Source organism: Bacillus sp. FSL K6-1338, from assembly GCF_038006965.1.
Classification (GTDB): Bacteria; Bacillota; Bacilli; order Bacillales; family Bacillaceae_G; genus Bacillus_A; species Bacillus_A thuringiensis_S.
On record NZ_JBBOWI010000001.1, the window covers coordinates 1,506,632 to 1,519,373 of the forward strand.

The following is a 12,742-nucleotide window of genomic DNA, read 5'->3' on the forward strand; positions in this document are numbered from 1 at the left end:
CTCCCCAAAAGTCGAAAAAAGAGCCTTAGTGATGACTCTATCACGAAAAATAAACCGTGTCTAGTACACGGATATAGTCAATCCGAGGGTGATAACCGCATGATAATAAGGATCCATGCTCTTCTATTTCTTCTTTCGTAATCGACTTGCGTCCACCAGTATTTTGACGATTCCAAAATGCAATAATATGTTTTGCATCTAATAAATAAAATTCATCAAAAAGTGTAAATTTAATAATGACAAATGCAATTCCATTATGAGCAACCACTTGCTTCATATGTTCTATTTGATGAAGGTGGAAGTTTTGAAGTGGGAAACTAGTTTTATTTTTTGTTTCCTTTGCTTCAAAATCGATGTATTTCCCTTTGTATACACCGTTGTAATCTGTTGTAGAAGGTTGTTTAAAATACGCTTCTTTTACCACTGCAGCACTTCGAGCGGGGTAATCTACTTTTACAATTTGAAGAGGTGTAGGTTTTTTATGTACACATGCAATATTATGGGTTAAGTAATATTGATTTGTTTCATTCAATTCCTCTTCAAGGGACATACCTCTGTTGCTATAAGTATGTGTTTTTATAGGTGTTTTTTGAGGTTGTGAAGCTTGATTATACCTTTTTCCATTTGGGTAACGAATGGTCATAGTGTGTCCACTCCCAACTTACTAAGAATTACTTACAAAGGTGATTATATCAAAAAATGAAAAAAGATGTGACCTTTTTGATGAAAGGTATGATGACTTATTTATGTTGACATGGAATGATTATATGAAAATTAAACAAAATCGAGAAAAAAAGTTTTGTACAGAGGAAGAAAAAGCAATCATTCGCAATATTACAAAGAAAACAGAAATAGCTAATGTGGACAATATTTCTCGGACACAATCTTATCAAGAATATTATTTAAGAAATAGTGAAATCAGGTGGGCCTTTTTAGCGAGTATGGTTTCGAGAAATGCGGGATGGAATATGACCGATTTAGAAGGGAGATATTATGCTACTGTTTTACCTAAAACGGTAAAAAAACATTTATTTCTTCTGTACGAACAAGCTAATTGGATTATTTTCTTAGATGCCTTTCCTCAGCTATTATTGTATGAGGAAAGTAAGAAGAGACGTACACCTCTCTTTCATTTGTTGCAATATTTCAGCGTATCAATTTTTATGGAAAAAGAATGGTTACTTTTCTGGGAGAAAAGAGATATGAATAGGCTTATAACAGCCCTTATTATAAATGAACAAAATAAAATTCAAAAACCAGTCATTGAGAGCACATATTTTAAAAAACATGTATTCCATACTGCACTTTTTAAAGTACAAGAAAGATTTCATATTAGTGCAGTTATCTTCCCAACAATTGAAGGGAGGATGTATGGATTTTCGGTTTATCAATTTGAAACGTTACAACAGCGTATAGAACTGGGAAAAAAATTAGCATGGTTATTGTTTCATCCAATTTATAATGGTTCGTTTTATAAGTTTGCAGTGCAAACTACACATACTGGGTCTAGAGAAGATTATGAATTTTACTCAAAGGAAACTAGAAAATCGTGTACGCCAGCACTTAGAGATAGTTATCCTGTTGTTTTACATGAAGAAATAGAAATGAGAGATTGGTTTTGTGCAAATATGAAAATGAATGTGCTATTTGTACTTGAAGAACCTAAAGAGGAAGTTAATATAACAGAATGGTATAGGAGAAAGAGGGAACAAATCTATAGGATATCTATCGTAAATCGTTTCGTTAAAAGGATGGATGAGTTCATGATATAATGAAAAAGAAGTCCCGTCGTCCATTTTGAAGACGGGACTTCTTAATTTGAAATAATCCTGCTATGCTTGCTACGACTTTAATCTCAAAACGTAATGCTAGTAGGAGATTAAGGGTGACTTGAAATTTAACCGTACGTAATAAAGTCTCGCTTTATGTAGCAGGGAAGTTTGGACCATCTAGCTTTGGATTGCCAGTCTCGGGTTTATTTTGTTGTTTGTTTTGGTTTTTCTTTTTTTCATTTTTGTTCTTTGCCATTGTACTACACCTCCTTTTTGTATTGTTACCATTTCTATAAATGACATACGAAATGATTTCTTTGACGAATAACAACTAGTTTTGTCATGTGGGCAGGAGTGGTGAATCGTTCGGCGAAATTACATGACAAAGGAAAAGCAAAGAAGGAGGCGTTTTGTATATGGCGATGGTTCAGAAGGAAGATGTAATGAAAAAAATGGATCAAATGTTAAGTTCTCTCGATTTGCTGGAAATGAATATAGGGATTAGAATGAATCATGCATTAAAGGATGCGAGTGAAAAAATATGTAATAAGATAGAAATAACAGAAATGCATATTGAACATATGGAAAATAAATTAGTGCATCACGAAGAAAAAGGGAATTGGGTAAAGACATTTCAAAACGTCGTAGTGAGTGCATAATAAGGTGGGAAAGAGATGAAGAATGAAGCATTAATACAGTCTTCAGAAAAACTCATGCAGTATAATAATGAAGCGAATATAAAAAAAAGAGAACTAATCGAATACGACTTTTATAAGGATATGAAACCATTTGTAGACATGGTAGATGAGGAATTAAAGAAGTGGAAAGAATTAGCTTATACGTGGATTAAAGAAGAAAAGCCAAAGTATATACATGTACAGCAAATTGATCAAGTATACGATAATTTACAAACGAATGTGTTACAATGTTTTGTAAATAAAGGTAAAGGTAAACGATTCTTTGAAACACACCAAGCCATTTCGTATACTTTGCAAAATATAGTTGAGCAATGTAAATAACAAGAGGGAGAACCCTCTTGTTATTTTTATGCTTCTGTCATTGTTGTAGGTTTTGTTGCGCCGTTTATTTCTAATTCTTTTATTAATGTTCGATAATCTGAAATGCATATTTTTCCTTCGAGATACCAATGTCTCGCAAAGTCTAATAATTCATTTGCATTCTCTGTGCAATACCCCTTTTTTTGAGAAAACGCTTGTTTTAAATCCCCTAATACCATGTTGATTCCTCCCCCATGAGAATCTTCTTCTTAATTATCATAGCATGGAAGGGTTTTCTTTTTTAATTTTTTAAAAATTTAAACTTCCGACAAAAATAGACAGATACTCCATCACACATATTATTTTATAGGTACATATTATATATGTAGAAACTTATGTGAAGGAGGAGAGAATGCATGTTTCAACAATCTAACGTATATCAGCAAACAAATCCATATGCACAGCAAAATATGTACCAATATAATACGGATACATATTTACGGTATAATATGTATCCTTTCGAGCCTTATTATGGAAATCAAAATTATTATCAACCGTTTGAAGTGTCGTTTATGAATCAAGCTCAACCACAACAGCAGCAACCTTATGTGAATCAGGCTCAACAATCACAACAGCAGCAACCTTATGTGAATCAGGCTCAACAATCACAACAGCAGCAACCTTATGTGAATCAAGCTCAACAATCACAAGCTCAGCAACCATACATGAATCAACAACAGCAGCAGCCTTATATGAATTCGCAATATTATATGCCACCACCATCGCCCTATGCTAATCAACAAGCGATGTTTTATCCACCAAAACAGCCGTACCCGACGCAGAGTAAACAAAAGCAACAACAGCCAAGTCAGTTTTCTAGTTTTGTTTCTCAATTTAAAACATCCGATGGTAACTATGATGTAAATAAAATGATGAATACAGCTGGACAAATGATGAATGCGATGAATCAGGTGACAGGTATTGTAAAGCAAGTTGGAGGCTTTTTTGGTAAGTAATGTTGAAGAGTTGTCTATGAAAGTATGGTATATGAAATAAAGGACTAGACAAATTTCCTTGTAATAAATGGGTATATATAACAAACGGCTTTCTCTCTTTTCTCATACTGTAAAGTGTAATCAGATTTTTTTAACGAGAGAGGAGAGAAAAAACTATGCATCATTGTCATCCTTGTTTTGGAGGGCATAAGCCTGTAGGACCTATTTGTACAACTGCTCCTGTCGTTCATCCGACGAAACAATGCGTAACACACTCTTTTTCAACAACGGTGGTGCCACACATTTTCCCAACACATACAACACATGTACATCATCAACAAATTAAAAACCAAAACTTCTTCCCACAAACAAATTCAAATGTAAATGTTGTGGACCCAATCGACCCAGGATTCGGCGGTGGATGTGGACCGTGTGGCCATGGTCATCATCACCACGTTCATCAAATATCTCCATTTGGGCCAGGACCGAATGTATCACCGTTTGGACCAGGACCAAATGTATCACCGTTTTTACCAAACAATGTATCACCAGTAGGTCCAAATATCGGACCAAACGTTGGTGGAATATTTAAAAAGTAAATGATATGTTAGAACTAGCGAAATGCTAGTTCTTTTTTTGTAATTGGAGTGTTGATATGAAAGTTATTGCAGTAACAGGATATAAGCCATTTGAACTTGGAATATTTAAAAATGATCATCCAGGGGTGGGGTGTATAAAAAAGGCATTACACCGTAAATTAACCACTTTTGTAGAAGATGGTTTAGAATGGGTTATAATAAGCGGCCAGTTAGGTGTAGAATTATGGGCTGCTGAAGTTGTTTTTGAAATTCAAGTAGAATATCCAGATTTAAAATTAGCGGTATTCACTCCGTTTTTAGAACAAGAAGAAAATTGGAAAGAAGATAATCGTGAATATTACGAATTTATTCTTTCTCAAGCAGACCATGTTGATAGTATCACGAAACGGAAGTATGAAAGCCCAGAGCAATTTAAATTAAAAAATCAATTTTTTATTGAAAAAAGTGATGCACTTTTAGCGGTATACGATGAAGAAAAACCAGGAAGTCCCAAATATATTGTAGAAACAGCAAAGAAAAAAGGGGAAATAGAAAATTATCACAGTTATTTCATTCTTTTTTCTGAGTTACAAGATATAATAGAAGAGGAACAGTGGAATAATGCAGAGTAATATGTAATATAGTACTCGTATATATGATTGACAAAAAGCATTGTTTCTGAAAAAATTTAGTTAATGAAAGTTTTGGTAAAAATTTGAGGTGAAGAAAATGATTTCGGATAAAATTAAATTAACAGCGAAAGATATTTTAGAAAAAGAATTTAAAACAGGTATGAGAGGTTATCAGCAAGAAGAAGTAGATAAGTTTCTTGATATGATCATTAAAGACTATGAAGCTTTCCACAAAGAGTTTGAGCAATTAAAGCAACAAAATGCTCGTTTAAAGCGTGAATTAGAGGAACAAAAACTAGCAGTAACGCAAGTTCCACAACAACCTGTACAAACACCAGTTGCACAACCGGTTTATAACAACACGAATACGGATATTTTAAAACGCTTATCTAACTTAGAAAAAGCTGTATTTGGAAGTAAGTTATACGAATGATGTAAGGTGGGAAAAGGTTTAAGCATTTTACATAGAAAAAAACGTTGCAAAATCTTTTTGTTTCCACTATACTAATGGATGTCATAACGTTTGGGTAATCGCTGCAACGCCAACGTTGTAGAGGAAAGTCCATGCTCGCACGGCCTGAGATGGCTGTAGTGTTCGTGCCTAGCCAATTCATAAGCTAGGGTATTCTGGCTGTAAGGCTGGTTTAACGGCAGGGAAAAAACCTAAGTCCTTTCGGATATGGTTTGACTACCTTTAAAGTGCCACAGTGACGAAGTCCTTGAAGAAATGATAGGAGTGGAACGAGGTAAACCCCACGAGCGAGAAACCCAAATAATGGTAGGGGAATCTTTTCCAAGGAAATGAACGACGGGAAAGGACAGGTTTTATAACCTGTAGATAGATGATTGCCACCGGAGTACGAGGCGTGGGCCGTTTGTAGTACAAAGGAACAGAACATGGCTTACAGAACGTTATGAACCAACTATGAAATAACTCAGCTCTCCTTTGTTAGAGGAGGGCTTTTTATTTGTATGAAGTTATAAAGTATGAGTTAAAATGGTTAATGAGAAAATTTTTCGTAAAATGTAATGATTAATAGGAACAATTGCTATTAATTATTGTTTGAATATACATAAGAGGTGAATGCAAATGGGAAAAGTTACTTTAATTGCAACAGCGGCAATGGGTATTGAAGCGTTAGTTGCCCGAGAAGTTCGCGATCTTGGTTATGAATGTCAAGTAGAAAACAGCAAAGTAACATTTGAAGCAGATGAAAAGGCGATTTGTCGCACGAATTTATGGTTACGTACTGCGGATCGTGTAAAAATTAAAGTTGGCGAATTTAAAGCAACAACATTTGATGAGCTATTTGAAAAAACGAAAGCATTAAACTGGGGAGATTATATTCCAGAGAATGGCGAGTTCCCTGTTATCGGTAAATCTTTAAAATCTGAATTATTCAGTGTTTCGGATTGCCAACGTATTGTTAAAAAGGCTGTCGTTGAAAAATTAAAAACAACATATAAACGTACAACTTGGTTTGAAGAAGATGGTCCGTTATTCCGTATTGAGATTGCAATGCTCAAGGATATTGCAACATTAACAATTGATGCGAGTGGTGTTGGACTTCATAAACGTGGATACCGTATGGATCAAGGGGAAGCTCCGTTAAAAGAAACATTAGCTGCGTCTTTAATTAAATTAACAAACTGGAAGCCAGATCGTCCATTTGTTGATCCATTCTGTGGATCAGGTACAATTCCGATTGAAGCGGCATTAATTGGGCAAAACATTGCGCCAGGATTTAACCGTGGTTTCGCATCAGATGAGTGGGGCTGGGTAGGTAAACAAAACTGGCGTGAAGCGCGTCAAGAAGCTGAAGATTTAGCGAACTATGATCAACGATTACAAATCATAGGATCAGATATTGATCATCGTATGATTCGAGTTGCTCAAGATAACGCAGAAGAAGTAGGTTTAGGTGATTTAATTACATTTAAACAAATGCAGGTAAAAGATTTCACAACAAAAGAGGATTATGGCTACGTTGTAACGAATCCTCCATACGGAGAACGTTTAAGTGAAAAAGCACTCGTTGAACAACTGTATAAAGAAATGGGACAAGTATTCCGTCCGTTAGATACATGGTCAGCGTATGTATTAACAAGCTACGAAGCATTTGAGAAGTGTTACGGAAAAGATGCGTCGAAGAAGCGTAAACTGTTTAACGGATTTATCCGTACAGATTACTACCAATACTTCGGAAAACGTCCACCGCGTAATTCATAGTATAAAACTCCTTCAGCGCGCATATACTGGCTATTATGTAATGCGTAAAGGAGGAAGTGATATGGATAGTTTCCAATTATCAATGATTCAAAAAGCTATTCACCGTACGTATGATGAGCTCGGAAAAGAAGTGGATAGTCAAGGTGCGATTGTAGATGAAATACAAAAAGCACAAGAAGAATATTTGTCAGCTCTTTCACATGAAACAGCGATTGATAAACGGTATTTAAAGTCATTAATATAGAAGAAAATTTTCCTTTTTCGAAAGGAAAATTTTTTTTCGTGAATTTCTATGTATGGCAACAGGGGAAAGCAAATGCATACATATGCGTAGCAGTTGCTATTATCTTTTTATAGAAAAACTTTTTGGTTGGAGGCTAAGGATGTTTACTGAGAAGAGATTACCATTTGAAGTAGGAAAACAAGATAATTTTTATGATAAGTTGAATGAGTGGATTGGAGATGTATTTTACGACATCCTTCCGGAAAAAGGCTTTGAAGAGCGTGATGAACAAATTTTTATGGCGTTTCAGTTAGAACGCGCTTTCCAAGAAAAGAAAGTTATGTTCGCAGAAGCGGGTGTAGGAACAGGGAAAACAATTGTATATCTTCTATATGCAATTTGTTACGCGCGTTATACTGGGAAACCAGCTATTATTGCTTGTGCAGATGAAACGTTAATTGAGCAGCTTGTGAAAGAAGAAGGGGACATTGCTAAGTTATCTGAAGCATTAGGGCTATCTGTTGATGTAAGGCTTGCAAAATCAATGGATAATTATTTATGCTTACGTAAACTTGAAGATGTTATGAGTGGACGAGCTCCAGAAGTAATTGAAGACGTATATTACGAGTTACCACAGTTTGTATTCGATCATGGTACGATGCAAAACTTTACTCACTATGGTGACAGAAAAGAATTTCCACTTTTAAATGACGAAGAATGGTCAAAAGTAAATTGGGATTACTTCCAAGATTGCTTTACTTGTGATTCTCGTCATCGCTGTGGACAAACTCTTTCTCGTGAACATTATCGTAAAGCAGCAGATTTAATTATTTGTTCTCAAGATTTCTATATGGATCATATTTGGACGTACGATGCTCGTAAGCGTGAAGGGCAAATTCCATTATTACCAGAAAGTAGCTGCGTTGTATTCGATGAAGGACATCTTGTAGAATATGCAGCTCAAAAAGCTTTAACATACCGTTTAAAGCAAACGATGATGGAGCAACTTTTAACGAGATTGTTGCAAAACGATATTCGCGAGGAGTTTGCACATTTAGTAGAAGAAACAATTTGGCAAACAGAGCGATTCTTTGATGTGTTACAAGAGAATAAAAAGGAAATTGCCGGTTCTGATCGTTTAGAAATTACTGTGACAGAAAAAGTAACAGCTGAAGCGAAGCGACTTTATGCAAAAATTGGTGAAGTCGGTGATGCATTAGTATTTGAAAGTGAAATGCATACAGTAAACACGTATGACTTAAATATCGTTGATGAGCATTTAGATGTGTTAGAACATTCACTTCGTCTGTTTATGCACGAGAAAAATGTAATTACATGGGGTGAAGAAGGTGATGGTGCCTTCACGTTAGTTATTATGCCGCGTGCAGTTGAAGAGGTGTTACAAGAGAAAGTATTCTCGAAGAAAATCCCGTATATTTTCTCTTCTGCGACATTATCGAACAACGATTCATTCGCATTTACAGCAAATAGTCTAGGGGTAAAAGATTACTTATCATTCTCAGTTGCCTCACCGTTTGATTATGAGGAGCAAATGGCGGTAAACTTACTATCGCATACGAAAGAAAATGAATGGGAAAGAAAGTGTCAATATACACTTGAAAATATACAAAAAACAAATGGACGTACGCTTGTATTATTCCGTACAACACAAGAACTTGCAGCGTTTAAAGAATATGTAAGTAAAGAACAAATGTCAGTTCCGTTCCTATATGAAGGAGATCAGGAAATTAGTCAGCTCGTTTCTCGTTTCCAAAATGAAGAAGAGACTGTACTTTGTGCCGTTCATTTATGGGAAGGTTTAGATATTCCAGGTTCATCATTATCACATGTTATCATTTGGTCATTACCATTCCCTCCAAACGATCCTGTGTTTGAAGCGAAACGTAAGCACGTAAATGATCCATTCTGGGATGTAGATGTACCGTATATGATTTTACGACTTCGTCAAGGGATCGGACGTTTAATTCGTACGAGCGACGATAAAGGTGCTATATCAATCTTCTTATCTGATTCAGAAGATGAGAAAGTAGTTGCAGCTGTGAAAAATGTACTGCCAGTAGAAGGTAAAGAATTATAAGGAAAAAGCTTGGCGCTTGCCAAGCTTTTTTCTATTATAAAAGGAATTTATGTTTCCGTGTCGAATTAAGTTTGAGGTAGAAAAAGGAGGCTTTTATACGATGACAGTTGCTACATATGAAGTAGAAAAACAATTTTTAACATACGTGAAGAAGATACAGAATTATGGAGAAGCATTAAGTTTAATGTTTTGGGATTTAAGAACAGGTGCACCAAAAAAAGGTGTGGATCAGCGTTCTGAAGTAATTGGTATGCTTTCGTCAGAAGTGTTTGCTATGTCGACTTCAGATGAGATGGGAAACTATTTAACAGAGCTTGAAGCTTTAATACGCGAAGATAAACTTTCTGAAACGACGAAGAAAATGGTTGAAGAGTGCCGGAAAGAATATGATAGAAATAAAAAAATTCCACAAGTTGAATATGAGGCTTATGTGAAATTAGAAGCGAAAGCGGAGAGTGTGTGGGAAGAAGCTCGCGAAAAATCTGATTTCGAAATGTTCCGCCCGTACTTAGAAAAAATTGTGGAATTTAAAAAGAAATTTATTACATATTGGGGTTATGAAACATATAAATACAATACATTATTAGATATGTATGAGCCAGGTATTACAGTGGAAGTTTTAGATCACGTATTTGGTCAACTTCGTGAGCGCATCGTACCGCTTGTAAAAGAAATCTCTGAGTCTAAAAAAGGATTAAAAACAAGTGCTTTATCGGAACGATTTTCAAAAGAAAAACAAAAGAACTTTACATTAGAATTATTGAAGCAATTGAATTATGACTTTGAAGCAGGTCGTCTTGATGAAACAGTACATCCTTTCGAAATTACATTAAATAGAGGGGATGTTCGTATTACGACACGCTATGATGAAAAAGATTTTCGTATGGCTGTTTTTGGAACAATTCATGAATGTGGTCATGCAGTATATGAACAAAATATTGCAGAACAATTTGAAGGTACACCACTTTGCAGTGGTACATCTATGGGTATTCACGAATCACAATCATTATTCTTTGAGAACTTTATCGGCCGTAATAAATCATTCTGGAAGAAGAATTATGATTTATTAAAAGAGTATAGCAATGGTCAATTTGATGATATGTCAGTTGATGAGTTTTATGATGCAATTAACGAATCGAAACCGTCATTCATTCGTATAGAAGCAGATGAGCTTACATACCCGCTTCATGTTATGGTTCGTTATGAGCTTGAGAAAGAATTATTTGATGGTACATTACAAGTGAAGGACTTACCAGCAGCTTGGAATGATAAGATGGAAGCATATTTAGGCATTCGTCCGGAAAATAATGCACAAGGTGTATTGCAAGATGTTCACTGGGCTGGTGGTTCATTTGGATACTTCCCATCTTATGCGCTTGGTTACATGTATGCAGCACAGTTTAAGCAAAGAATGTTAAAAGACATTCCGAACTTTGACGCATTATTAGAAGAAGGAAACGTAACACCAATTCGTGAATGGTTAACAGAAAATATTCACCAATACGGTAAAACGAAAAAGCCACTTGAAATTTTAGAAGATGTGACAGGCGAAGGATTAAATGCAAACTACTTAGCAGATTATTTAGAAGCGAAGTATAAAGAAATTTATGAGTTATAAAAAAGAGCTGCTTAATTGCAGCTCTTTTTTTAAGGGGGATAAAAGAATGCTTTATACATATACAGTAATGACGCAAGAAGAAGCGGAAGAGATTGCATATAACTGGCACTATGAAGGGAAATATTCTTTTTATGATATAGCGGCAGATGAAGAAGATTTAGATGAGTTTTTACATGATGAGAGTAGAGGGAATCATACGTTTTCTGTAAAGGAAAATGGCACTCTCATTGGTTTTTTTACTGTTTGTAAAATGAATAATGGAACGGTTGATATAGGACTTGGAATGAGACCTGATATAACTGGCAATGGATTTGGTTTACAGTTCGTGAATGCGGGACTAGCTTTTAGTGAAGAAAAATATGGGTGCAATTATATAACACTATCAGTAGTGAAATTTAATGAGAGAGCTATTAAAGTATATAAAAGGGCAGGGTTTGAAGCAGTTGGGACGTTTATACAAAAAACAAACGGTAGTTGTTTTGAGTTTTTGAAAATGAATTATATATGTGGAAAATAACAAAAAACAGAAGAGGGTTCTTCTGTTTTTTGCAACTTCATTAACTTTCAGTTGATAGCATGTGTACAGCTATTTCATGCATGTCTTTCAAACCTGATACTTGAGCGTATTCAGCAACAGTGATACTATTTGTTGTTAGAAGTTCGATAATATGTTCATCCATTCTTGACCAAGTTTTACCGCCAGAATTGTCATAAGAATTAATTAACTTTGTTAGTCCATCTTTCCCAAAGAGCAGATAATGGGAAGCGAAATCGATAGATACATCAGCTATCCCTACTTCTGTCCAATCGATTAAGCCAGTTACATTATTTTTCTTATCAATCAGGATATGACCTGGATGTATATCCCCGTGCTTTACTCCTACATGAGATGGCCAAAAAGAGTCTTCAGCTAGCCATGCTTGCCAACGATCCCATAAGTTTTGATTGATGTGGTATTGTTCCTTCACTCGATTCATCCTTTGTTTCATAGAAGTTCTTAATTCATTAGCAGTAAGAATTTCAACACCTATATTATTAAATTTTTGCTGAGGTAATGAGTGTAAATTCGCTAGAACTTTTCCTAATGAAATATTGTATTCAGTTGGTGCATTCTTTTCATTAAAGTTCCATATATATTCTTGTCGTTCTATATCGATAGTAGCGGCAGGAACGCCACTTAGTTGTTTATAAGCGATTAGTTCCTCAGAGAATATAGACCAATCAGGAACTTGGAATTCTACATGTTTTTTCATAAGTTCTAATGCTTTTTTTTCTCGTTGGACATGTCTCATAGATTCTGGTCTACGAGGAATTCTTAGTATCCATTTATCTCCGTTTTGTTCTTTAACGTGTGCTACTTGAAAGTCAACGCCAGATTCATTAATTACTATTGAATCTTCTAATATATTTAGTCCTTCCTTATTTGCTAATTGTTTAACTTTAAGTGTATTCATTCCCATTTCCTCCAAATGTTTATTCTAATTTTAATGTTTTCTGTTACTAATTGTTTCTAACTACATCAATATGATTAAAGTAGCGAGATATAAGGAAATGTAATCATAAAAAAACCACAGACGAGCTTCTGTCTGTGGTTAAGA

Annotated in this window: 16 protein-coding genes and 1 other RNA gene; 13 read left to right on the forward strand and 4 right to left on the reverse strand. The window is 35.1% G+C overall.

Annotated features, from left to right (window positions below):
* Nucleotides 1–40 precede the first annotated feature (40 nt).
* Nucleotides 41–643 (reverse strand): Holliday junction resolvase RecU, encoded by a 603-nt coding sequence (gene recU, locus NZ044_RS08000; protein ID WP_000155599.1) that lies wholly within the window; start codon nt 641–643, stop codon nt 41–43.
* Nucleotides 644–746: 103 nt separating this feature from the next.
* Here recU and NZ044_RS08005 point away from each other — a divergent pair, with 103 nt between their 5' ends.
* Nucleotides 747–1,772, forward strand: coding sequence for a DUF2515 domain-containing protein (locus NZ044_RS08005; protein ID WP_003277507.1), 1,026 nt, complete (start codon nt 747–749; stop codon nt 1,770–1,772).
* A gap of 151 nt (nt 1,773–1,923) precedes the next feature.
* Here the strand turns inward: NZ044_RS08005 and NZ044_RS08010 are convergent, their stop codons facing one another.
* On the reverse strand, nt 1,924–2,103 hold the full coding sequence (locus NZ044_RS08010; RefSeq protein WP_003277508.1) for a hypothetical protein: 180 nt from the start codon (nt 2,101–2,103) through the stop codon (nt 1,924–1,926).
* Nucleotides 2,104–2,188: 85 nt separating this feature from the next.
* On the opposite strand from NZ044_RS08010, the gene NZ044_RS08015 reads away from it, so the two are divergent.
* Together NZ044_RS08015 and NZ044_RS08020 are read left to right on the forward strand one after the other, a co-directional pair.
* The gene (locus NZ044_RS08015; RefSeq protein WP_001252036.1) at nt 2,189–2,431 is read left to right on the forward strand and encodes a hypothetical protein; all 243 of its coding nucleotides are present in this window, start codon (nt 2,189–2,191) and stop codon (nt 2,429–2,431) included.
* A gap of 15 nt (nt 2,432–2,446) precedes the next feature.
* On the forward strand, nt 2,447–2,791 hold the full coding sequence (locus NZ044_RS08020) for a YppE family protein (protein ID WP_000786936.1): 345 nt from the start codon (nt 2,447–2,449) through the stop codon (nt 2,789–2,791).
* A 26-nt stretch (nt 2,792–2,817) separates the two neighbouring features.
* Here the strand turns inward: NZ044_RS08020 and NZ044_RS08025 are convergent, their stop codons facing one another.
* Nucleotides 2,818–3,009, reverse strand: a complete 192-nt coding sequence (locus NZ044_RS08025) for a YppF family protein (RefSeq protein WP_000242652.1) — start codon at nt 3,007–3,009, stop codon at nt 2,818–2,820.
* A 177-nt stretch (nt 3,010–3,186) separates the two neighbouring features.
* Here NZ044_RS08025 and NZ044_RS08030 point away from each other — a divergent pair, with 177 nt between their 5' ends.
* The 10 genes from NZ044_RS08030 to NZ044_RS08075 all read left to right on the forward strand — a co-directional run bounded on the left by NZ044_RS08030 (nt 3,187) and on the right by NZ044_RS08075 (nt 11,661).
* Entirely contained in the window at nt 3,187–3,786 is a 600-nt protein-coding gene (locus tag NZ044_RS08030) for a YppG family protein (RefSeq protein ID WP_118961696.1), read from the forward strand.
* Nucleotides 3,787–3,941: 155 nt separating this feature from the next.
* Complete coding sequence (locus NZ044_RS08035; protein WP_118961697.1) at nt 3,942–4,364, forward strand: CotD family spore coat protein; 423 nt, start codon at nt 3,942–3,944, stop codon at nt 4,362–4,364.
* Nucleotides 4,365–4,420: 56 nt separating this feature from the next.
* A complete protein-coding gene (locus NZ044_RS08040) occupies nt 4,421–4,975 on the forward strand; it encodes a DUF1273 domain-containing protein (protein WP_000862927.1) in 555 nt (184 codons plus the stop codon).
* Between the two features lie 97 nt (nt 4,976–5,072).
* Nucleotides 5,073–5,408: a cell division regulator GpsB gene (gpsB, locus tag NZ044_RS08045; protein WP_000622431.1), complete on the forward strand. Its 336-nt coding sequence runs from the start codon at nt 5,073–5,075 to the stop codon at nt 5,406–5,408.
* An 86-nt stretch (nt 5,409–5,494) separates the two neighbouring features.
* Nucleotides 5,495–5,885: RNase P RNA component class B (gene rnpB / locus NZ044_RS08050), an RNA gene on the forward strand.
* 180 nt (nt 5,886–6,065) lie between these two features.
* On the forward strand, nt 6,066–7,205 hold the full coding sequence (locus NZ044_RS08055) for a THUMP domain-containing class I SAM-dependent RNA methyltransferase (protein ID WP_000521224.1): 1,140 nt from the start codon (nt 6,066–6,068) through the stop codon (nt 7,203–7,205).
* Nucleotides 7,206–7,266: 61 nt separating this feature from the next.
* Complete coding sequence (locus tag NZ044_RS08060; protein ID WP_000376895.1) at nt 7,267–7,449, forward strand: DUF3921 domain-containing protein; 183 nt, start codon at nt 7,267–7,269, stop codon at nt 7,447–7,449.
* Nucleotides 7,450–7,588: 139 nt separating this feature from the next.
* Complete coding sequence (locus NZ044_RS08065; RefSeq protein WP_000493696.1) at nt 7,589–9,526, forward strand: ATP-dependent DNA helicase; 1,938 nt, start codon at nt 7,589–7,591, stop codon at nt 9,524–9,526.
* A gap of 100 nt (nt 9,527–9,626) precedes the next feature.
* Complete coding sequence (gene ypwA / locus NZ044_RS08070; RefSeq protein WP_000215085.1) at nt 9,627–11,144, forward strand: carboxypeptidase; 1,518 nt, start codon at nt 9,627–9,629, stop codon at nt 11,142–11,144.
* 46 nt (nt 11,145–11,190) lie between these two features.
* Nucleotides 11,191–11,661 (forward strand): GNAT family N-acetyltransferase, encoded by a 471-nt coding sequence (locus NZ044_RS08075; RefSeq protein WP_000967501.1) that lies wholly within the window; start codon nt 11,191–11,193, stop codon nt 11,659–11,661.
* A 40-nt stretch (nt 11,662–11,701) separates the two neighbouring features.
* Here the strand turns inward: NZ044_RS08075 and mphL are convergent, their stop codons facing one another.
* A complete protein-coding gene (mphL, locus tag NZ044_RS08080; protein WP_081143526.1) occupies nt 11,702–12,598 on the reverse strand; it encodes a macrolide 2'-phosphotransferase MphL in 897 nt (298 codons plus the stop codon).
* Nucleotides 12,599–12,742 lie beyond the last annotated feature (144 nt).

Bases quoted from the DNA above. Each gene is read 5' to 3' on its own strand.
- recU (WP_000155599.1), bottom strand. From the start codon at position 643: ATGACCATTCGTTACCCAAATGGAAAAAGGTATAATCAAGCTTCACAA.
- NZ044_RS08005 (WP_003277507.1), top strand. From the start codon at position 747: ATGTTGACATGGAATGATTATATGAAAATTAAACAAAATCGAGAAAAA.
- NZ044_RS08015 (WP_001252036.1), top strand. From the start codon at position 2,189: ATGGCGATGGTTCAGAAGGAAGATGTAATGAAAAAAATGGATCAAATG.
- NZ044_RS08020 (WP_000786936.1), top strand. From the start codon at position 2,447: ATGAAGAATGAAGCATTAATACAGTCTTCAGAAAAACTCATGCAGTAT.
- NZ044_RS08025 (WP_000242652.1), bottom strand. From the start codon at position 3,009: ATGGTATTAGGGGATTTAAAACAAGCGTTTTCTCAAAAAAAGGGGTAT.
- NZ044_RS08030 (WP_118961696.1), top strand. From the start codon at position 3,187: ATGTTTCAACAATCTAACGTATATCAGCAAACAAATCCATATGCACAG.
- NZ044_RS08035 (WP_118961697.1), top strand. From the start codon at position 3,942: ATGCATCATTGTCATCCTTGTTTTGGAGGGCATAAGCCTGTAGGACCT.
- NZ044_RS08040 (WP_000862927.1), top strand. From the start codon at position 4,421: ATGAAAGTTATTGCAGTAACAGGATATAAGCCATTTGAACTTGGAATA.
- gpsB (WP_000622431.1), top strand. From the start codon at position 5,073: ATGATTTCGGATAAAATTAAATTAACAGCGAAAGATATTTTAGAAAAA.
- NZ044_RS08055 (WP_000521224.1), top strand. From the start codon at position 6,066: ATGGGAAAAGTTACTTTAATTGCAACAGCGGCAATGGGTATTGAAGCG.
- NZ044_RS08060 (WP_000376895.1), top strand. From the start codon at position 7,267: ATGGATAGTTTCCAATTATCAATGATTCAAAAAGCTATTCACCGTACG.
- NZ044_RS08065 (WP_000493696.1), top strand. From the start codon at position 7,589: ATGTTTACTGAGAAGAGATTACCATTTGAAGTAGGAAAACAAGATAAT.
- ypwA (WP_000215085.1), top strand. From the start codon at position 9,627: ATGACAGTTGCTACATATGAAGTAGAAAAACAATTTTTAACATACGTG.
- NZ044_RS08075 (WP_000967501.1), top strand. From the start codon at position 11,191: ATGCTTTATACATATACAGTAATGACGCAAGAAGAAGCGGAAGAGATT.
- mphL (WP_081143526.1), bottom strand. From the start codon at position 12,598: ATGAATACACTTAAAGTTAAACAATTAGCAAATAAGGAAGGACTAAAT.